This window comes from Agromyces cerinus subsp. cerinus (genome assembly GCF_900142065.1).
In the GTDB taxonomy this organism is placed as follows: Bacteria; Actinomycetota; Actinomycetes; order Actinomycetales; family Microbacteriaceae; genus Agromyces; species Agromyces cerinus.
The window spans coordinates 1-19,277 of the sequence record NZ_FSRJ01000006.1 but is presented as its reverse complement, the minus strand read 5'-3'; the positions used below and the strand labels follow the sequence as shown (position 1 = coordinate 19,277).

Genomic DNA, 19,277 nt, shown 5'->3' with positions numbered 1-19,277 from the left:
TTTCTGTGGCTTCAGGCGTCGGCGCGGGGTGGCGCGCGGTGATGTCGCGGCGGCTCGGAGTCGGGGGCCGTCGTGAGCACGAGGTCGGCGCGATGCGCCGGCGGCAGTTCGACGAGCAGCTGCGGAGCGTCGACGGCTTCGGTGACGACGACGGGTCGCCCCGGACGGGAGGTGTACGCGACGGATGAGTCGGGGTGCACGCCGTCGATCTCGCCGAGCGATCTCACCGAGACGATGCGCTGCTCGCCGAACCGCGACGGCCGCACGAGCACCCGTCGAGCCTCGGTCGGAGAGAGATTCACGAGGGTGAGCTCGATCTCGTCGCCCTCGAGTCGCGTGACGAGGGCCGCGACATCCGGCGCCAGGCCCGGTCGGCCGCGATCGGGGTCGTCGTAGGCAACTGCCGCGAACGGCAGGCCGCCGTTGTAGAGCACCTGCGGCGTGCCGGTGATGAGCTGGCCGAGCACCTCGGTGACGACGGGGTTCACGCGCTGCCAGAAGTGGATGTGCACGGTGGCCGGGTCGGGATGCTCGGTCTCCATGAGCGCCGCGCGCCGCGCGAGCTGACCGAGTGCCATCGAGAGCGCGCGCGTCGGGTAGTGGTGGTTCTCGCCGGCGAGGAAGGCGAGCCACGGCAACTCATGCCCCGCCTCGGCCTTGTCGCGGAAGGGCTTCACGACGTCGGACGCCTCGGGGTAGCCGCTCATCACGCGGCGGAGCCGCTGCCAGTCGTCGGGGTCGCGCGACCACCACCACAGCCAGGTCGGCAGTTCGAGCGGCATGGGGCCGAAGTCGAACCAGCCGTGGCGGCCGAAGCGGTGCGGCACGAGCAGCGCTGGGTTCGCGGCATCCGCGCCGAGGCGGCTCAGCCACCCGTTGCGCAGGCTCATCGGCGTCTGCTCGACCGATGCCGTGATCGAGTGCTCGAGCACGGTGTCGAGCGCCACCCTGGCGAGATCGAGCGCCGACTCGTCGCCGCTCACGAGTGCGAGGTTGAGCGCGCCGATCAGCGCCCCCATGCCGACTGACGGCAGTCCGTGCGGCCACGTCCAGCCGTAGTGTCCGCCGTGCCAACGGCCGTCGTGCAGCCCGCCGACCGTGCCGTCGGGCCCAACGTTGTCGGGGATGAGCCCGTCGTTCTGGGCTGCACGGTCGAGCCAACCGCGGACGTAGCGCACGACCCACTCGCGGGAGGCCTCGTCGTCGTCGTAGAGCCATCGGTTCGTGACGAGGCTCGTGGCGGCGAGGTTGACCGCGACGTCGCCGCGGGCGAGGTCCTGCATGGCCCGGCCCATCGCCTCGGCATTGCCTGGATCCTCCAGATCGTCCCAGGCCTCGATGCCGGGGAGGTATTCGAGCGGCAGTCCGTATGCACGCATTTCGCGACGCGAGGACGAGTACGGCCGCCACTCGGGGTCGATCCCCTCGCGCGGGCCGAGCGCGCCGGTGTGCGGGGCGGTGATGATGTTGCCGGCCGGGTCGTAGTTGCCGTGGGCCGGGTCGGTGTAGAGCTCGGCGAACCGGCGAGCCCGATCGGCGAACGCCTCGTCGGCGGGGTCGGCGGCGCAGAGGGCATAGAAGAAGATGAGGGATTCGCCCTGATGGAACCAGTCGTAGCCGTTCTCGTACTCGTCGGTGAGCATGCCCGCCTCGGTCAGCTGTGCCGTGACGCCGCGCCAATGGTGCTTCGCTGCCTCGAGGATCTCGTCGCTGCCGCCGAGGGCGTAGAAGGCCGGCCAGTTGAAGAACGGCTCATAGAAGTCGTCGACCCCGTCGCGGTCCTCGAATCCGCCGGTGTACCGGATGCGCCCGTCGGGTTCGCAGTAGAGCTCGGCGAATCGCCGCCAGGCGGTCTCGATCTCGTCGAACAGTCGCCGCTCGAGCACCGCCCACGCGGGGATCTCGCGCATCGGCGTTGTCAGGACCTCTGGGGTCTTCGTTGCTTCGGCCGCCGTCGCGGTCGGCGATGGGGTCATCCGCTCGCTCATCCCTTGGTCGCCCCCGCCACGAGACCGCCGATGATGTGGCGCTGCATGATGATGAAGAAGACGATCGCAGGCGCGATCGCGAGCAGCAGCGTCGGGAAGACCGTCGTGTAGTCGGTCGAGAACTCGCCGACGGCGGCGTAGACCCCCGTCGTCACGGTGTAGATGCCCGAACTCGGCCCGAGGATGATCTGCGGGCTCACGAAGTCGTTCCAGACGCCGATCGAATTGAGTACTACGACGGTCGCCACGACGGGGCGCATGATCGGGAAGATGCACGACCAGAATGCGCGGATGCGCCCTGCCCCGTCGAGCGACGCCGCTTCGTCGATGTCGCGCGGCACGGTGCGCAGGTACGCGGCGAACAGGAAGATCGTGACGGGCAGTGTCGCGGCCGTCTCGAACAGGATGAAGCCGGGGATCGTGTTGATGAGTCCGAGCAGTCGCAGCACGAACACCACGGGGATCAGGGTGACCTGACCGGGGATGAAGAGGCCTGAGACGAAGAGCAGCAGCAGGCCGAGGTGCCACTTCGAACGGCCGCGTGCGATGACGTGGGCGACCGGTGCCGAGAGGGCGATGCAGAAGAGGTTCACGAGTGCCACGAAGAGCAGCGTGATGCCGTACGCGCCGATGACGTTGAACTTCTCGCTCGTGATCGCGTCGAGCAGGTACTCGAGCGTGAACGTGTCGGGGGAGATCGACAGCGGATGCCGGATGATCTCCTCCTGCGGCTTGAACGCGCTGATCACCATGATGTAGAAAGGCACGAGCATGACGATCGCGACAGCGCTCAGCACGACCCACTTCACGATGCGGCCGGCGACCGAGCTGCGGATCTTCGTCGATGCCGGCGGCCGCGGGGTGCGGCGTCGCCCGAACCGGCGTCGCCCGCCGAGGGCAGTAGGGTCGGCCAGCAGCAGCTCGGCTGCGGGGTTCACCGTGGTCTGCGTGGTCAGGGACATCAGTCGGTCACCTTCTTCTCAGCGCCGCGTCGGGCGAGCGTCACCGTGAGACCGAGCACGGCCGTCGCGATGAGCAGGATCACGGATTGCGCTGCGCCGAAGCCGAGATCGGCGTTCGCGAACGAACTCTTCAGCACCTGGTAGACGATCGTCTGCGTCGACCCGGCCGGGCCGCCGTCGGTGAGCGCGAGCACGACGTCGTATGCCTTCAGCAATCCGACGAGGGTGAGCACGAGGTTCACCGTGAGCACCGGGGCGATGAGCGGGAACGTGACGTTGCGGAACTGCTGCCATGGGGTGGCTCCGTCGACGGTGGCCGCCTCGTAGTACTCCGCGGGCACGGACTTGATGCCCGCCAGGAAGAGAACCATGTTGAACCCGAAGTGCGACCAGACGATCGTGAGGATCACGCTGGCCTTGGCGAACGTCACATCGGTGAGGAAGGGCAGCACAGGGACGCCGACCTGTCCGAGCAGGCTGTTCACCACGCCGTTCGGCGCGAGCATGGCCGACCAGAGAAAGCCGATGATGAGCGCGCTGATGATGTACGGGTAGAAGAACACCGTGCGCATGACCGTGTTCGACCGCCCCGGGCCGGAGATGAGCACGGCGAGGGCGAGGCCGACGAGGTTGCAGAAGATCGTGCCGAAGAACGCGAGCACCACGGTGAAGATCGCAGCATCGACGGTGCGCGGGTTGGTGAACGCGTGCAGGTAGTTCTCGAACCCGATGAAGTTCAGGTTCAGGCTGTAGCCGTTCCAATCCGTGAAGCTCAGCACGAAGGCGAGGATCATCGGCACGATGAACATCGCCAGGAAGACGAGCACAGCCGGAGCGCCCATGATGAGGCCGGGCAGCCGCGCTCGCCAGGCGAGGCTCGACTTCGAGCGTGGCGCACTCGACGCACGCAGTGCAGCGCCGGGCGCGGTGGTCACGGTGTCAGCCATCGTGGGTGAACCTCCGTCGGTGATCGAGTGGGTGGGCCGGGCACGGCACGGAATGGCGGGTGCCGTGCCCGGGATTCTGCGGTGAACCGCCGGGATCGCGCGGATCAGCGGGCGCTGTCGAACCAGGCGTCCATGGCCGTCAGCACCTCGGCGGGGTCGACACCGGTGAGCAGCGCCTGCGTCTGCACATTGAGCTCATCGGAGTAGCCGACGGGGAGCACGCGCTCGCCGTAGCCCTGGCCGGTGGGGGTGTAGTCGCTCGCGGGCGTCGCTGCCACGATGTCGAAGAGCTGCTTTCCGAGCTCGTTGACCTCGTACTCGTAGCCGTCGCGGAAGTTGCCGTCGACCTGCAACTGGTTCACGACCGCGTCTTCGTCGGTGACGAGGTACTCGAGCAGCTTCGCCGCGGCGTCCTGGTGCTCCGAGGACTTCATGATGACGTAGGGGCTCGCGATGTTGGCGCCCATCGCCGGGTTGTCGACGCCCTCGACGGCCGGCCCGCGGAACACGCCGATCTCGGGTGCGTCATCGGTTTTGGCCTCGGTGCCGGCGAACCAGCTGCCCATCGGGTACAGCGCGGTGTTGCCGGCGAGGAAGTTCTGCTCCGCGTCGGGGTACTTGACGCCGAGCGCGTCGCCATTGAGGTATTCCTTCGCGATCCAGTCGGAGTAGCGCTCGACCGTGTCGCCATACGTCTTGCTGAACGTCAGCTCGCCATCGCCCATCTCGGTGAACCAGTCGGGGTGCTCGCCGATGATGGAGGGCAGGCCGAGCGTCTGCAGTGCGTGGCTCGACATCCAGTCGCCGCCCGTCTGGATCGGGGTCCAGCCGGCCGCCTTGAGGTCGGCGAGGTCGGCGTCGAGCTCCTCGACCGTCGTGGGCGGTTCGGTGATGCCGGCGTCGGCGAAGGCCTGCACGTTGTAGAACCACAGGCTCTGCAGCTGCACGCCGATACCGGCCATGTAGGTCGTGCCGTCGATCGAGTACTGGTCGGCGAGCGGGCCATCGGTGGCCCACTCGTACTCCGACAGGTCGACGAGTTCGGGGGCCAACTCGAGCGACGGCGGGAGCGATTGCACGATATCGGGCGCATCACCCGCGGCGAGTAGGCGCGGCACCGCGGCGGCGACGCCCTCGGCGCCGGGGTTCTGGATCTTCACGTCGACGTCGGGGTTCGCCTCCTCGAACGGGGCGACCAGCTCGTTCCACCACTCCTCGGTGAGGTTGGGGGTGACGTTGACGAGCACGCTGAGCTCGGTCTTCCCGTCGCCGCCATCGGCGCCGGGAGACGAGCATGCGGCCAGTGCGAGCACGGATGCCGCTGCTGCGGTCACGGTGCCCAAAGTACGTTTCTTGATCATCATCGATCCTCTCGTGGTGCACGACCATGGTTGGGGCATCTGGAACCATACACTAATCGATAATCGGTTGTGCACCTATTTCCGACGAATCGGGCACGCCGAGGATCGCGCTCCACGGTCGCGATCGATCGAGTCCGCGGCCAACGTGTTCGGCGAGAGCTACCCCGGCGCCGGTGCGACGATCGGCCAGGGGCTCGTCTACGGGCACATCGTCGCGAGTCACGCGATGGCAGCCCGGTCGGTCGACGCGGAGCGCTGAACTCCGTCGCACGGGGGATTCGCGAGCGGGGTCGCCGTCTCAACCGACCTTCAGCACCTGCGGCCACACCCCGCCCATGTTCACGGCGGAGATCCGGGAACTGCCGCGAATGCCGAGACCCATCTTCTTCCAGCCCGAGCGGGTCCCCGAGACCTGGAAGAGCGCGTCGCCTTCGCTCATCAGCACTTGCGGCCACACCCCGCCCATGTTCACCGCGGAGATCCTCCCCGTCGCGGCGATACCGGTGTCGGCCTTGTACCACCTGCTGCCGTCGCACCAGATCTGGAACAGGCGTCCGCCCTCCGCGGACAAGACCTGCGGGAAGGCCCCGCCCATGTGGACCGCCGAGATCTCCGACCCCGCGGCGATGCCGGTGCTCGCGACGTGCCACCCCGTGGCGTCGCCGTACACGTGGTACAGCTTGCCTCCCTGGGAGAGCATCACCACGGGCCAATTCCCGGAGATGTACACCGCGGAGATCTTGCCGATCAGGTACAACCCGGTCCACAGCTTCTGCCAGCGGTCGGCTGCCCAGACGATCTGGATCAGCTTGCCTGCTTCGATCGCCATCACCGTCGGCTGCGTTGCGTTCTGCCTGACCGCGGAGAGCGACGAAGCGGCGAGCGGCACCTCCGTCGAGGTGACGCGCCATCCGCTCGAATCAGCCGCGACCTGATGCAGGAAGCCGCCCTGACTCAGCATCGTCTGCGGCCACGTTCCGCCCATGTTCAGCGAGGACATCACGTCGGGGTGGACGGTCAGGCCGGTGCTGAGGTCCCGCCATCCGGTCGGGAACCCTGCGACCTGCCGAAGCGTTCCGGACGGCGAACTGAAGTAGTGGAACAGGTTGACCCGGGTCGACCCGATGTACATGTGCACGTGGAGGTGCGGCGCGTAGAAGTTCGGGTTCCCGTTGCCCGAGGACCCGGACAGACCGAGCTGCGTGCCGATGCTCGCGGAAGCGCCGTTGCTCAGCGAGAAGGCGGAGAGGTGCATGTACTCGATGTAGCGGCCGTCATCCATCGTCAGTCTCGCGGTGTGCCCGCCCGTGCCGTTCCAGGGAAAGTTCGTGACGGTGCCTGCCGCGTTGGCGAGCACCGGGCGACCGAACGGGTACGCGAGGTCCACTCCGCCGAGCGAACCGCGCGAGACGTGGTTCGCCCAAGAGATGTCAGGGTCGCGTTGGTCGTCGAGGATGACCGGATAGCTGAAATTGTTGTAGATGTCCGCCATGGTCGCCGGCCTCGTCCTTCGTTGCTGTGATCAGGCGAGGCACGGCGGTCGGTCTGCGATCGGAACCCACTCCGTCGCCTCCGCGGCATCCGTCGCCTCGATGAGCGCGAAGCCCGTCAAGACCGCACCGGCCACCGTCGCCGTGAGGAATGAACGGCGCGGGACAGCATCGGATGCTCCGCTGGAAGTCGCCTCTGGAACGTCCATGTGCCAATCCTTGCGGATCGGATCGCATTTTCGGCGTAAGCAGGTCGGCCTCGGGCGGATCAGTGTCGTGGTCGCAGCTCAGGCCGGATTCGTGTTCGCCGCCCGGTTCGCCGAGCCGTCGAACCAGCGCAGCACGCGCAACGCCCGCAGCGTGTTCCACCGGCTCGGCTCGCCCGCCGGCGCATCGACGGCGAAGAACACCTCGCCGCGCCACGGCGTACCCGCGAGCCAGCGGCCGTCGTCGGCGCGCTGCGCGATCACGAGCTCGACCGCGTCGGCGACGCGCGGGTCGGGTCGCTCGTGAGCCGTGCGGAAGTAGTCGAGCGCCCGGAGCACGTCGTAGGTCCAGTACGGCGGGAATTTGAGATCGGCGTAGCGGGGGAGCACGATCTCGCCGGTCGAGCGCCGGCGGAACAGGGCGCGTTCGAGCAGGTACTCCTCGCCCAGACGTCGGGATGCCGCGATCTCGGGCGGTGCGTCGGGCACGGCTCGCTCGTAGGCGAGCAGCCCCTCGATCACGCAGAGCGTCGAGTCGAACGAGGAACGCACGGACTCCTCGATCGGGTCGCAGTTCCAACCGCCGTCGGCGAGCTGTTCCTGCAGCAGGCGCTCGATGATCCGGTCGCTGCCGTCGCCGAGTTCGCCGAAGTACGCCGCGAGTGCGAGCACGCCGCCGTTCACGCACTCCTCGACCTCGCCGTGGAAGTAGGGCAGGTCGCCCCACTCCCGCCAGACGACCCCGTCGCGCACCCGGGCGATCGCGGCGCGGGTCGACGGGGCATCCGGATCGATGCCGAGGCGCCGCAGCAGGTGCAGGGTCCACGTCACGCTCCGGCGATCGCCGGCGACGCCGTATTCGTCGCCGCCCCAGCGGCCGTCGTCGGGCTGCAGGGCGAGCAGCCGGGCTCCCCAGCCTTCCGTGGCGACGTGTGCGCGCTCGCCGGCCGTCTCGCTCGGCGGCGCGTCGAGCAGGTCGTGCATGACCTGCCAGCGGATCGCCGGATCGGAGTCGAGCAGCCACTCTGTGACATCCATGCGCCCATGTTCGCGGGTTTCCACCGCGGTGACCAGAGGTGGTCCGAATTCGCAGACGCCCTCGGAACCGGCGCGAGCCCTCGGAGTCAGCCCGCGAGCGGCACGTAGTCGAGCTCGAGGAAGTCCTCGACCTCGGGCACCCATCGATCGCGCACGAACGCGACGTGGACCGGGTGCGCGTTGTACGCCTCGTATGCGTCCTGGTCGGCGAACTCCATCGAGAACCCGAACGCGTAGGGGTTCTTCGAGCTGACCTGGTCGAGCTGCTCGAAGCGCTCGACGCCGGGGATCGCGGCGAGCGACTCGGCGTCGGTGAGGAAGGATCGCTCCGCCGTGGAGCCGGAGGGATGCCGCAAGCGGAAGGCGACGGTGTGTCGGATCATGTGCTCACCCTAGGGCCACGCATCCTGACGCGCGGCAGGTGGGCTCGCCCAGTCGTCGCCGGCTGATCCGGGTCAGGCCGCGACCACCTCGAGCGTCAGCCACTCGGCGAGGTTCGCGACCTCGTCGTCGACGGCGCGGCGGAGGTCTCGGTCGAACGGCACGTCTTCGTGCACCGCGTGCACGGTGAGCGTGCCCGCCTTGCGGTCGGCCTTCGCGTCGAGCTTGCCGACGAGCCGGTCGCCGTGCAGGATCGGCAGCGCGAAGTAGCCCCAGCGACGTTTCGCGGCCGGCTTGTACATCTCGAGCACGTATTCGAAGTCGAAGAGCTGCTGTGCTCGCACGCGGTCGTAGGTGAGGCGGTCGAACGGGGAGAGCAGGGCGGTTCGCCCGGTGAACGGCCGGCCGAGCGCGGCCGGGTCGACACGCCAGACGCCGGGCACACCCTCGACGACCGCGGGTTCGCCCGCCAGGCCGACGTCGACGGGTTCGAGCGGCATCTTCGTCGACTTCTCACGGGCGATGCCGAGCGCCGCGAGTCGGCGTTCGTTGCGCGCCAGCAGCGCCTCGTCGGCCGGGATGACGGGGGCCGCGAGCAGCTCGGCAGGGTAGACCCGATCGGCAGGCGCCCAGAGCCGCTCGCGCCCCAGTCTGGCGGCGATCGCAACCTCGCCGCGCAGCGTGAGGAGCTCGAGCATCCGGCCGACGTTCTGATTGTGCGTCCACCCGCTGGACTGCCACGCCACCACGCTCGTGTCGGGGATCTGTCGGGAGAGCAGCGGTTCGGGGGATCCGGAGAGGCGGCTCAGGATGTCACGGCGGAACGACTCGTTCTGGTCGAGCCAGTCTCGCGACCGCTGCCACGTCGGCCATGCCGCCATGTCGGCACGCTGCAGCGGGAGGTCTTCGATCGGGCGGATGAGCGCGTCGATCTCGTAGAGCGAGCGATCGTGTTCGAGTGCGTGCGAGAGGTCGCTCGGCCGATATATCGCGCCGAGTCGGCTCCAGGCGACGAGGTCGGCGTTCGGCGCGATCGCCGCGGTCGGGTCGACCTGCAGCAGGGTGAGCTGTCGCACGACGTCGAGCAGCCCGGTCGGCCGGTCGCCGTCGAGCAGCTGCGCGCGAATCGCGATGCGCCGCGCCTCGGCGCGATCGAGACGATGCGGCTCCATGCCGCTCACAGTGCTCGCTGCACGACGGGTCGCATCAGTCGAGCGGCCGGTTGCTGCGGATGACCCCGCCCGGGTCGACGCGCTGCTTCACTGCTGCGAGGCGGTCGAGCACCTCTTGATCGTAGGCGTCGGCGAGGGTCGCCCCGGAGCTGAGGAACGTGGGCAGCACCGTGCCGCCTGGGTACTTCGCCGCGAGGTCGCGCATCGGCCCGAACGCGGCATCGGCATCGAGCGACGGGTCGAAGAGCAGCACGCTGCAGCTCATGAGGCCATCGGCCTGGGTCGCACCGACCGCGGCGAACTCGGCGCCGAGCTCGTCGGCGATCGCGCCGCCCATCGCGCGTACGCTGCACCGCATGAGACCCAGGTCGGCACCGCGGAGGAACGCGTCGACGAAGTCGTGGGCGAACGCGGCGTCGAAGCCGTCGAGCGCGGCGCCGAAGTCGGCGGACGGCATCGGATCGACGGGCTCCGCCGCGACGGCGGCGAGCGACCCGATCGTGAAGCTCGTGAGCGTGTCGGCGATGGGCTCGGCGACCGCGACGATGCGATCGGCGAAGGCGCGGCCGGACGCCTCGTCGCCGACGTGCACGAGGCCGACGCTCGCCACCGTGCGGCCCCGCAGGTGCGGCGGCGCCTGGGGGGCCTCGGGGAAGCGCATCATGCCGATGTCGAGCCCGAGTTCGGGCTCGTCGCGAGCGAGCTCGAGAGCGGCGGTGACGACGGCCTCGGCAGCCTCGGCCGGGAACATCAGGCTGCCGCCGAAGATCGCCTCGCCGGGATAGAGCACGAGCTCGACCTCGGTGACGATGCCGAACAGGCCGCCGCCGCCGCGCAGCGCCCACATGAGCTCGGCGTCGTCGGCATCGGTGACCCGATGCAGCGTGCCCGCCGCGTCGACGAACTCGACGGAGATGATCGAACGGGCCGTGATGCCGTAGCGGCGGCTGAACATCGAGTGACCGCCGGCGATCGCGAGGGCCACGACGTTGACCTCGGGGTTCGACCCCGCGAGGGCGACGAGCCCGGTGCCGTCGAGCCGTTCGAGCGCGCGGCCCCAGTTGACGCCGGCGCCGGCGCGCAGGACTCGCGCCTGTTCGTCGACGATGAGGGTGTCGAATCGCGTGGGACGCACGAGCACGACGTCGTGCAGGTCGCCCGAGGCGCCGTGCCCGTTGGGCTGCACCGTCACGCCGAGACCGGTGGCCGCCGCCGTGCGGAGGATCGCCTGCAGGTCCGCGACATCCGCCGGCTCGGCGATCGCCGCCGGACGTTGGTCGACGCTGAGGTTCCACGGCTGGCGCGCGGTCTCGTAGTCGGCGTCGTCGGGAAGGACGAGCGAACCGCCGAGTTCGGAGCGAAGCGCGAGGAGTTCGGATGCGGAGGTCATCGCATTCCTTTCGTCGGGGTCAACCTAGCGGAGACGACCGACGGCGTCACGCCCAGTCGGCTCCCGGTCCGAGCAGCGCGCGCCAGACCCAGGCCGCGCCGACGTCGACCGACGGGCGCGGATCGCGCATGAGCCATGCCTCGACGACACCGAGGGCCGAGCCGGTGATGCCGGCGGCGATGATGTCGAGGGGCAGCCCGTCGTAGGCCTTGGAGGCCGCTGAGACGAAGCCGGCTCGCACGATCGCGTCGATGCGTGCGCGGAGCCGGGCGAGCACGGTGGCCGAGCCCGAGGGCCCGAACACGGAGCGGTAGAGCTCGGCGTGCTCGTCGACGTGCTGCAGGAAGACGACGAGCGCCTGGGGCGGACCGCTCGGCGGCTCGTAGCGATCGGGCAGCATCGCGGCGGCCGCCTCGGCCGCGGCATCGAGGGCATCGGCGAGCAGGGTCTCCTTGTCGGAGTAGTGCTGGTAGAAGCTGCTGCGGTTGACGCCGGCGCGCGCCGCGATCTCCGCGATCGTCACCTCGTCGAGGGGGCGCTCCCGTGCGAGCTCCAGCAGGGCGTCCTGCAGGCTCCGGCGCGTTCGCTCCACCCTGACGTCCATAGGGGGATTCTGCCAGCTCCGGATGTCCCGAAGCGGCAAGATCTCCGACAGATGTCGGTTATCCTCGAGAAGGCTCGATGAAGCGCCGACCTGTCACCTCATGAAGGGCGCCTCGGCTCATGGCTGAACTCCTGTACCGCATCGGTCGATTCTCCGTACGCCGCGGATGGCTCGTGCTCGTCGGATGGCTCGGCGTGCTCGCGCTCGCCGGCGGCGCCTTCCTCGCCTTCGGCGGCACGCTGACACAGAGCATGAGTATCCCCGGCACCGAGACCGAGCGCGTCACCGAGCAGCTCGACGCCCGGCTCGACGGGCTCGGCGGCGCCACCGGCACCGTCGTCTTCCAGACCGACGACGGCGAGGCGCTGAGCGACGCCCAGCGCGAGGAGATCTCCGCCCTCCTCGCCGACATCGGCGAGATCGACGGCGTCTCTGGCGTCGTCGATCCGTTCGCCGCGGCATCCGCTCGTGAGGATCAGGCGGCGCAGCTCGCCGACGGTGCCGCGAAGATCGAAGCCGGCCGCACCGAGCTCGAGGCGGGCCAGACCCAGCTCGATGCCGCGCGTGCCCAGCTCGACGCGGGGCAGGCGCAGCTCGACGCGGCGATCGCGCAGGCCAAGGCCGCGGGCGCGTACGAGCAGTCGGCCGCCCAATTCGAGGCGCAGCAGGCCCAGCTCGACGCAGGTGCCGCGGAGCTCGATGCGCAGCAGGCACAGCTCGACGCCGGCGCAGCGGAGCTCGACGCCTCGGCCGCTGAACTCGAAGACGGCGAGCGCCTCATGGACGCCGCCGCCGAGATCCGCACGGTCTCCACCGACGAGACCACCGCGATCGGCGCCGTCATGTTCGAGGACGACCTCTTCTCGCTGTCGAGCGAGCTGAAGGCCGAGGTCGCCGACGCGCTCGACGGCGCTGACATCGAGGGCGTGAACGTCGACTACTCGTCGGAGATCGCCGCGTCGATCGAGGGGCTCATCGGCGTCGGCGAGATCGTCGGCGTGCTGATCGCCGCTCTCGTGCTCATCATCGTGTTCCGCGCGCTCCTGCCCGCGACCCTGCCGATCATCTCCTCGTTCATCGGCGTCGGCATCGGGGTCGCCGGGTCGCTCGCTTTCTCGGGCGTCGTCGACATGTCGTCGGTGACCCCGGTGCTCGGCGTCATGCTCGGCCTCGCGGTGGGCATCGACTACGCGCTCTTCATCATCAACCGGCATCGGCGCCAGGTGCTCGCCGGCATGGAGCTGCACGAGTCGATCTCACTCGCCAACGGCACCGCGGGCAACGCCGTCGTCTTCGCCGGCTCGACCGTGCTCGTGGCACTGCTCGCGCTGAACGTCACCGGCATCCCGTTCCTCGGCATCATGGGCACCGTCGGCGCGGTCTGCGTGCTCGTCGCCGTGCTCATCGCGGTCACGCTCACACCGGCGCTCCTCGGACTGATCGGCGTGCGCGTGCTCTCGAAGCGCGCCCGGGCCGAGATCGGCCACGAGTCGCACGCCGCCCCCAAGCTCGTCGCCATGCCGACCTGGCGGGCCGTCGTCACCGCGGTCGTGTCGATCGTGGTGCTCCTCGTCATCGCGATCCCGGCGCTCTCCATGCGGCTCGGCCTGCCCGACGGGGCATCCGAATCGCCGGAGGCCACGACCTACCAGGCCTACACCGCGGTCTCCGATGCCTTCGGCGCCGGCCAGAACGGGCCGCTGCTCGTGACCGCGACGCTGCCCGACGGGGTCGCTGCAGACGAGGTCGTCGCGACGCAGGCCGATCTCGCCGAGTGGCTCATGGGCGTCGATGACGTCGTCGCAGTCGCGCCGGTCGGCGTCTCCGACGAGCGCGACTTCTTCGCCTTCCAGGTCGTGCCGAGCGACGGGCCGTCGAGCGAGACGACCGAGGCGCTCGTGCACGAGTTGCGGGGCCAGTCGCCGATCGACGGCGACGGGGCATCCGCTGAAGGCCTCGACGGCGTCGAGCTCGGCGTCGCGGGCGGGGCGAGCGGCAACATCGACATCTCGGCCAAGCTCGCCGGGGTGCTGCCGCTCTATCTCGCGGTCGTCGTGGGGCTCTCGCTCATCATCCTGATCCTCGTGTTCCGCTCGATCCTGGTGCCGCTCATCGCGACGGCCGGGTTCGTGCTCTCGCTGTTCGCGGCGTTCGGCGCCACGGTGGCGATCTTCCAGTGGGGGTGGTTCGGCGAGGTCTTCGGCGTGCACAACCCAGGGCCGGTGCTGAACTTCGCGCCGATCATCGTGATGGGCGTGCTCTTCGGCCTCGCGATGGACTACCAGTTGTTCCTCGTCTCGGGCATGCGCGAGGCCTACGTGCACGGCACTCCGGCGCGCCTCGCGGTGGTCGCCGGCCTGCGCGGCGGACGTGCGGTCGTCACCGCGGCGGCCATCATCATGGCGGCGGTGTTCGGCGGCTTCGTCTTCTCGCACCTCACGATGGTGCGGCCGCTCGGCTTCGGCCTCGCGATCGGCGTGCTCTTCGACGCCTTCATCGTGCGCATGCTGCTGACGCCCGCGATCATGCACCTGCTCGGCCCGGCCGCCTGGTGGCTGCCGAAGTGGCTCGACCGGCTGCTGCCCGATGTCGATGTCGAGGGCGCCGCGCTCGAGCGGAGCCACCCGGTGCACGGAGCGGCGGGGGCCGAGTCGACGACGGATGGTGCCGGGGCGACGGCGGATGCCTCGACCGACGAGTCGGAGGATGCGACGTCGACGGCGGCCGAAGCGACCGGGCTCAGCGCAGATCGAGGCGCATGAGCACGCGGGGGAACCCGCCGACGACCGACTCGGTGTCGGCCGCCTTCGTGAAGCCGGCCCGTTCGAACAACGAGCGGGTGCCGACGTAGGCCATGGTCAGGTCGACCTTCTCGCCCCGGTTGTCGACGGGGTAGCCCTCGATCGCCGGTGCGCCGTGCTCGCGGGCGAAGTCGACGGCGCCGGCGAGCAGGTGGTGACTGATGCCGGCCTTGCGGTGCCCGGGCCGCACCCGGATGCACCACACCGACCAGACGTCGAGGTCGTCGATGTGCGGGATCTTGCGGTTCTTCGCGAAACTCGTGTCGGCACGCGGATGCACCCCCGCCCAGCCGACCGCCTCGTCGCCCTCGTAGGCGAGCACGCCGGGCGGCGGGTCGAGCGCGCAGAGCTCGCGCACGCGCTCGGCGCGCGCGGGCCCGCGGAGCTCGACGTTCTCTTTCGAGGAGAGCAGCCGGTAGCTCAGGCAGAAGCACACGTTGGACGCGGGGTTCTTCGGGCCGACGACCGCCGCAACGTCGTCGAACTCGGTCGCTGCGCGCACCTCGATCGCCATGCCGTCAGCATGGCACCGCCGACCGACACGCGGGAAGGAAGTCCCGCGGCTTCGAGGATCAGTCGTCGCGGGGCTCGTAGCTGAAGAGTTCGGCGGGCGTCGTGTCGAGCGCCTCGCAGATCGCGGTGAGGGTCGTGAAGCGAACGGCACGGGCCTTGCCGGTCTTCAGGATCGACAGGTTGGCGAGCGTGACGCCGATGCGCTCTGAGAGCTCGGTGAGGGTCATGCCGCGCCGCTCGAGCACCTCGGCGAGGTGCACGACGATGCGATGGTCGCCGTCGTCGGAGGTCCGCGGCGCGCCGTGCTCGATCCGTTCGCCGCGGTCAGACGACACCCTCGACCTCCGCCTCCAGACGCGAGCCCTCGCGGAACGCGGCGGCGACCGCGGCCGCGATGATGCCGAGTACGAAGAAGATCCATGGCCAGTCGGGGAAGTCCGTGCCGAGGGCCTGGTAGTCGCCGCCGAGCGGCCACGGGCCGTCGGGGTAGCCGATCGTGCGGCCGAGGGTGGTGACCACCGCGATGGCGACCGTGTCGAGGAGCCCCTGGATGCCGCCGCCGACGATGAGCACGATGCCGAGCAGCGCCCACGCGCGAACGCCCGCACCGGTGAACGGGCGGCCCGATTCGATCACCCGGATCGCGCGGGTCACGAGGACCGTCGAGACGAGCACCGTCACGAGGTGCACGAGCGTGGGGAGCGCGCAGAGGAGGCGGACCCAGATCGAGACGTCGGTGAGGTCGGCGGGGCTCGCACCCTCGCGAAGCTCGGCCTGGGTGAACTGCGGGAGCGCGGTGAGCGACTGATGCGCCTCGACATCGCCCTGCAGTGCGTTCACGAGGAACAGTCCCGTCGTGATCGAGAACAGCCCGAGCGCGTCGAAGATCATCGCGAAGGTCGCGATGACCCAGATCAGTCCGATGCCGATCGAGGTGCCGCGTCGGCGCGCGCGTGCGTTCGGTCGGGCAGCGGATGCCTCGGTCACGGTCATGACCTACTCCTTATCGTTTTTCGATCTTATCGAAGAACAATAAACACATGGATCGGCGCGAGTCAAGGCGTCGCCGTTCTGCGGCCTCGCGAGACGCCGGCAGCGGCGCACCGGAATCGGTCCACCCGTCGTCGAACCCTTGACGCGGGCTCGACTCGGGCATATATTCACCCCCATGGGTGAATATCAACTCGACACCGTGCTCAGCGCCGTCGCCGATCCCACGCGACGCGCGATCCTCGACCGCCTCCGCGTCTCCGACGCTCGGGTCACCGAACTCGCGCGCGAGTTCCCGATCTCGCTGAACTCCACGAGCAAGCACATCAAAGTGCTCGAGCGGGCCCAGCTCGTGGAGCGGCACGTGCGCGGGCGCGACCACGTGCTCTCGCTCCGCGCCGAGGCGCTCGGCGAGGCGGTCGCCTGGATGACGCAGTACCGCGAGTTCTGGGAGCAGCGCCTCGCCGCGCTCGAGGCGTTCGTGCTCGCCGACGCCGACTCCGACGTCGACGGTGATACCGATGCCGTCGCCGGCACCACGAGTGGAGCAGAGCGATGACCGCGGTCGTGACGGTCAGCCGGCGCATCGCGGCATCCGCCGAGCGTCTCTTCGACGCGTGGCTCGACCCGAAGAGCCTCGCCGTGTGGATGCGCCGCGACGGCAGCGCCCCGTCGGGCGCGGTGGCCGATCGACGGGTCGGGGGCGCCTTCGCGATCACGATGCACGACCCGAACGGTTCGTTCGTGCACGCGGGCAACTACACCGTCATCGACCGGCCGCACACGCTCGAGTTCACGTGGCGCTCGGCCGCCACGCACCAGACCGACTCGGTGGTGCGGGTGACGTTCCGTCCCGACGGCGACGCCACCGTCGTCGAGGTGCGCCACGAGCTCCTGCCCGACGCGGAGGCCGTGCAGCGGCACACCGAAGGCTGGACCGAGATCATCGACCGGTACGCCAGAACGCTCGCAGAGGAAGGAAGGGCATGATGCTCCTCGAAGACAAGGTGGCAGTGATCCACGGCGGCGGGGGATCGATCGGCGGCGCCGCCGCCCGCGTGTTCGCGCGCGAAGGTGCGCGACTCTTCCTCGCCGGTCGCAGCCTGCCGCGACTCGAGGCCGCGGCCTCCGCAGCGCGCGAGCTCGGGGCATCCGTCGACATCGCCGTGGTCGACGCGATGGACCAGGCGGCCGTCGACCGGCACGTCGACGAGGTGACGGATGCCGCGGGCCGCATCGACATCGCCCTGAACGCCGTGGGCTTCGACCACGTGCAGGGCCTGCCGATCGCCGAGACCTCGCTCGCCGACTACCTGCACCCCGTCACCGGCTACCTGCAGACGAACTTCGTCACGGCCAAGGCGGTCTCCCGGCCGATGCTCGCGCAGGGCGGCGGCGTGATCCTCACGATCTCGACGCCGGGGGCGCGGCTCACCGGCAGCGGACTCATCGGCAACGCGGCGCAGAGCGCCGGGCTCGAGGGCTTCTCGCGGGCGCTCGCCGGCGAGCTCGGGCCGAGCGGAGTGCGGGTCGTGTGCGTGCGGCCGCACGCGATGGCCGACGCCTACGACACCTCGTACACGGGCGAGATGTTCGGCCGCATCGCCGCTGCGGGCGGCATCGGACGCGACGAGTGGCTCGCCGGTCTCGCGGGCACGACGCTGCTCGGCCGGTTGCCGTCACTCGCGGAGGTCGCGGAGTACCTCGCGTTCGCGGCATCCGACCGGGCGCGCTCGATGACCGGCGTGATCTCGAACCTCACGGCCGGGGCGCTCGTCGACTGAGCCGACCCCCGGCGCGGCTGCCGTCAGACGAGCGGTGCCGTCTCGAGGCCCGGCACGTCCTGCTTCGCGCGACCGCGGATGAAGATGAGCGCGATGAGGGCGAAGACCGCCATCAGGAGCGTCGCGGGGGTCACGAGGGCGAGGAGCGGGCTCTGGGCGCCGGCGGCGGCGACGTCGATTCCGCCGGTGGCGAGGAACGTCGTCGGGTCGGTGATCGCGTGCAGGAGGATCGGCCAGATCAGGTTGCCCGTGACGCGGAGCGTCAGGTACATCATGATGCCGAACACGAAGGTGTAGCCCATGGTCGCCAGCACCGTGAGGATCGGCTGGCCCGAGAGCACGTTGCTCGAGTGCAGCATCGCGAAGATGAGCGAGGAGAGCACCGCGACCACCCACTCGTTGTAGCCGTGCTTGCGCAGCAGGGTCACGGCGAGACCGCGCGTGAGGAGCTCCTCGGAGACGCCGACGAAGATGCCGACGAAGAAGGTGACGGCGATGACGCCGCCGCTGTACTGGCTGTAATCGGTGCCGAAGAGCCGGAGCAGCACCGGGATGAGCACGAGTGCCGGCGCGATCCACATCCACCAGCTGCCGCGCACCGGCTGCTTGGTGAAGAGCGGCTTCGGGATCCAGCCGAGCGACCACGAGAACACGAGCAGGATGATCGAGCCGACGATGACCGGCATGCCGATCGCGAGGAAGACGCTGAGCGGGTCTCCGAACAGGTTCTCGAAGTCGATCACGTCGGCGCCGAGCGTGTCGACGACCCACCCGGTGCCGAGGTAGAGCGCCAGGTAGACGGCGGCGAGGCCGAAGGCCTTCCACCAGCCGCCGCGGTTCCAGAAGGCCTGCCAGCGGGATTCTGATGCGTGGTCGGTCATGGTGCCTCTTCTCGAACGGGGCGTCTGCGCGCTCGTCAACGCTACCGTCGCGGTGTGGCCGAGGGCCGTAGTGGGCGCCGTGTCGACGCGGCGCATCGCCTAGCCGAGGGCGATGAGGAGGCTGAGCACGGCGAGCACCACGACGATCGGCGTCATCGTGTACCGCTCGGCCCTGCTTCGCGAGACGGCGTTCATCGGGATGCCGAGCACGAAGTACCCGAACACGACCCACATGCCGACGGTCGAGACCACGTCGGAGACGACGTCGATGGCGCCCGCGCGATCGAGTGCGATCACCGCGATCACGGCGTAGATCACGATCGCGACGGCGCTGCCGATGCGCAGCCGTGCGGGCAGCACGCGATGCTGCCCGCCCCACGCGAATCGCCCGATCGGCGCTCCGAGGGTGAGCGCGAGCTGGAAGACGGCGAGCACGCCGAGGATCACGCAGAGTGTGACGGCGGCGAGCATGCCGTGAGCCTATCGAGTGACGGGTGCGGGTACGACCGAGGCCCGGTGCGTGGAACACCGGGCCCTGGTCGCGCTGTCGCCGATCGACGACCGGCGTCGTGATCTCCGCCTCTGGCGCTTATTCGAAGAGGGAGAGGGTCATGCGGGCGGTGTAGTCGCCGGCGGCGACGGTGGCGGGGGTGCGGAGGAAGAGGTCCGCGGTTGCGGTCCATGATCCTTCGGTGGCGATCTCGGCGGAGTCGTCGGCCATGGCGAGCAGTTCCTGGTCGACGAGGCCGACGTTGTCGGCGCCGGTGTC

The 19,277-nt window shown here is 69.6% G+C and carries 21 protein-coding genes and 1 pseudogene; 5 read left to right on the top strand and 17 right to left on the bottom strand.

Features of this window, described 5'->3' with window-relative positions; translation table 11 throughout:
* Positions 1–11: 11 nt before the first annotated feature.
* From BUR99_RS18770 to BUR99_RS18755, 4 genes are all read right to left on the bottom strand, one after another.
* Positions 12–1,976 carry a DUF8034 domain-containing protein gene (locus tag BUR99_RS18770; RefSeq protein ID WP_234980920.1) on the bottom strand — a complete coding sequence of 655 codons (1,965 nt, stop codon included), beginning with the start codon at positions 1,974–1,976 and terminating at the stop codon, positions 12–14.
* 8 nt (positions 1,977–1,984) lie between these two features.
* A complete protein-coding gene (locus BUR99_RS18765; RefSeq protein ID WP_084184156.1) occupies positions 1,985–2,950 on the bottom strand; it encodes a carbohydrate ABC transporter permease in 966 nt (321 codons plus the stop codon).
* A complete protein-coding gene (locus BUR99_RS18760; RefSeq protein ID WP_074261936.1) occupies positions 2,950–3,897 on the bottom strand; it encodes a carbohydrate ABC transporter permease in 948 nt (315 codons plus the stop codon). The genes BUR99_RS18765 and BUR99_RS18760 overlap by 1 nt, the downstream gene beginning before the upstream one ends.
* 104 nt (positions 3,898–4,001) lie before the next feature.
* Positions 4,002–5,258, bottom strand: a complete 1,257-nt coding sequence (locus BUR99_RS18755) for an ABC transporter substrate-binding protein (protein ID WP_074261935.1) — start codon at positions 5,256–5,258, stop codon at positions 4,002–4,004.
* Between BUR99_RS18755 and BUR99_RS18750 the strand changes: the two genes are divergently transcribed.
* Positions 5,251–5,517, top strand: a complete 267-nt coding sequence (locus BUR99_RS18750; protein ID WP_143231722.1) for a hypothetical protein — start codon at positions 5,251–5,253, stop codon at positions 5,515–5,517. The genes BUR99_RS18755 and BUR99_RS18750 overlap by 8 nt on opposite strands.
* 39 nt (positions 5,518–5,556) lie before the next feature.
* On the opposite strand, the gene BUR99_RS18745 is transcribed toward BUR99_RS18750, so the two are convergent.
* The 7 genes from BUR99_RS18745 to BUR99_RS18720 all read right to left on the bottom strand — a co-directional run bounded on the left by BUR99_RS18745 (position 5,557) and on the right by BUR99_RS18720 (position 11,539).
* Positions 5,557–6,750, bottom strand: coding sequence for a M23 family metallopeptidase (locus tag BUR99_RS18745; protein WP_074261933.1), 1,194 nt, complete (start codon positions 6,748–6,750; stop codon positions 5,557–5,559).
* Between the two features lie 30 nt (positions 6,751–6,780).
* The gene (locus tag BUR99_RS20335; protein ID WP_159441014.1) at positions 6,781–6,957 is read right to left on the bottom strand and encodes a hypothetical protein; all 177 of its coding nucleotides are present in this window, start codon (positions 6,955–6,957) and stop codon (positions 6,781–6,783) included.
* 78 nt (positions 6,958–7,035) lie between these two features.
* Positions 7,036–7,992: a prenyltransferase/squalene oxidase repeat-containing protein gene (locus tag BUR99_RS18740; protein WP_074261932.1), complete on the bottom strand. Its 957-nt coding sequence runs from the start codon at positions 7,990–7,992 to the stop codon at positions 7,036–7,038.
* A gap of 86 nt (positions 7,993–8,078) precedes the next feature.
* On the bottom strand, positions 8,079–8,375 hold the full coding sequence (locus BUR99_RS18735; protein ID WP_074261931.1) for a Dabb family protein: 297 nt from the start codon (positions 8,373–8,375) through the stop codon (positions 8,079–8,081).
* Between the two features lie 72 nt (positions 8,376–8,447).
* On the bottom strand, positions 8,448–9,545 hold the full coding sequence (locus tag BUR99_RS18730; protein ID WP_074261930.1) for a DNA glycosylase AlkZ-like family protein: 1,098 nt from the start codon (positions 9,543–9,545) through the stop codon (positions 8,448–8,450).
* Positions 9,546–9,579: 34 nt separating this feature from the next.
* Positions 9,580–10,935: an FAD-binding oxidoreductase gene (locus tag BUR99_RS18725; protein ID WP_074261929.1), complete on the bottom strand. Its 1,356-nt coding sequence runs from the start codon at positions 10,933–10,935 to the stop codon at positions 9,580–9,582.
* A 46-nt stretch (positions 10,936–10,981) separates the two neighbouring features.
* The gene (locus BUR99_RS18720; RefSeq protein ID WP_074261928.1) at positions 10,982–11,539 is read right to left on the bottom strand and encodes a TetR/AcrR family transcriptional regulator; all 558 of its coding nucleotides are present in this window, start codon (positions 11,537–11,539) and stop codon (positions 10,982–10,984) included.
* Positions 11,540–11,658: 119 nt separating this feature from the next.
* Here BUR99_RS18720 and BUR99_RS18715 point away from each other — a divergent pair, with 119 nt between their 5' ends.
* Positions 11,659–14,301 (top strand): MMPL family transporter, encoded by a 2,643-nt coding sequence (locus BUR99_RS18715; RefSeq protein ID WP_074261927.1) that lies wholly within the window; start codon positions 11,659–11,661, stop codon positions 14,299–14,301.
* On the opposite strand, the gene BUR99_RS18710 is transcribed toward BUR99_RS18715, so the two are convergent.
* Genes BUR99_RS18710 through BUR99_RS18700 form a run of 3 tightly spaced genes read right to left on the bottom strand, consistent with a single transcriptional unit; the run spans position 14,279 to position 15,846 of the window.
* Positions 14,279–14,854 carry a GNAT family N-acetyltransferase gene (locus BUR99_RS18710; RefSeq protein ID WP_074261926.1) on the bottom strand — a complete coding sequence of 192 codons (576 nt, stop codon included), beginning with the start codon at positions 14,852–14,854 and terminating at the stop codon, positions 14,279–14,281. The two genes, BUR99_RS18715 and BUR99_RS18710, sit on opposite strands and share 23 nt — an antisense overlap.
* 58 nt (positions 14,855–14,912) lie before the next feature.
* Positions 14,913–15,188 (bottom strand): helix-turn-helix domain-containing protein, encoded by a 276-nt coding sequence (locus tag BUR99_RS18705; RefSeq protein WP_394327851.1) that lies wholly within the window; start codon positions 15,186–15,188, stop codon positions 14,913–14,915.
* Positions 15,178–15,846 carry a hypothetical protein gene (locus tag BUR99_RS18700; protein ID WP_074261925.1) on the bottom strand — a complete coding sequence of 223 codons (669 nt, stop codon included), beginning with the start codon at positions 15,844–15,846 and terminating at the stop codon, positions 15,178–15,180. Before BUR99_RS18700 ends, BUR99_RS18705 begins: the two co-directional genes overlap by 11 nt.
* A gap of 175 nt (positions 15,847–16,021) precedes the next feature.
* On the opposite strand from BUR99_RS18700, the gene BUR99_RS18695 reads away from it, so the two are divergent.
* Genes BUR99_RS18695 through BUR99_RS18685 form a run of 3 tightly spaced genes read left to right on the top strand, consistent with a single transcriptional unit; the run spans position 16,022 to position 17,627 of the window.
* Positions 16,022–16,402 carry an ArsR/SmtB family transcription factor gene (locus BUR99_RS18695; protein WP_074261924.1) on the top strand — a complete coding sequence of 127 codons (381 nt, stop codon included), beginning with the start codon at positions 16,022–16,024 and terminating at the stop codon, positions 16,400–16,402.
* Complete coding sequence (locus tag BUR99_RS18690; RefSeq protein WP_074261923.1) at positions 16,399–16,833, top strand: SRPBCC family protein; 435 nt, start codon at positions 16,399–16,401, stop codon at positions 16,831–16,833. The genes BUR99_RS18695 and BUR99_RS18690 overlap by 4 nt, the downstream gene beginning before the upstream one ends.
* On the top strand, positions 16,830–17,627 hold the full coding sequence (locus tag BUR99_RS18685) for an SDR family NAD(P)-dependent oxidoreductase (protein ID WP_234980919.1): 798 nt from the start codon (positions 16,830–16,832) through the stop codon (positions 17,625–17,627). The genes BUR99_RS18690 and BUR99_RS18685 overlap by 4 nt, the downstream gene beginning before the upstream one ends.
* Positions 17,628–17,650: 23 nt before the next feature.
* Here BUR99_RS18685 and BUR99_RS18680 read toward each other — a convergent pair whose 3' ends face one another.
* From BUR99_RS18680 to BUR99_RS18670, 3 genes and pseudogenes are all read right to left on the bottom strand, one after another.
* The gene (locus tag BUR99_RS18680) at positions 17,651–18,508 is read right to left on the bottom strand and encodes a CPBP family intramembrane glutamic endopeptidase (protein WP_074261922.1); all 858 of its coding nucleotides are present in this window, start codon (positions 18,506–18,508) and stop codon (positions 17,651–17,653) included.
* A 99-nt stretch (positions 18,509–18,607) separates the two neighbouring features.
* Positions 18,608–18,979, bottom strand: a complete 372-nt coding sequence (locus BUR99_RS18675; RefSeq protein WP_074261921.1) for a hypothetical protein — start codon at positions 18,977–18,979, stop codon at positions 18,608–18,610.
* Positions 18,980–19,097: 118 nt separating this feature from the next.
* A pseudogene (locus BUR99_RS18670) lies at positions 19,098–19,277 on the bottom strand (hypothetical protein); the annotation flags it as partial.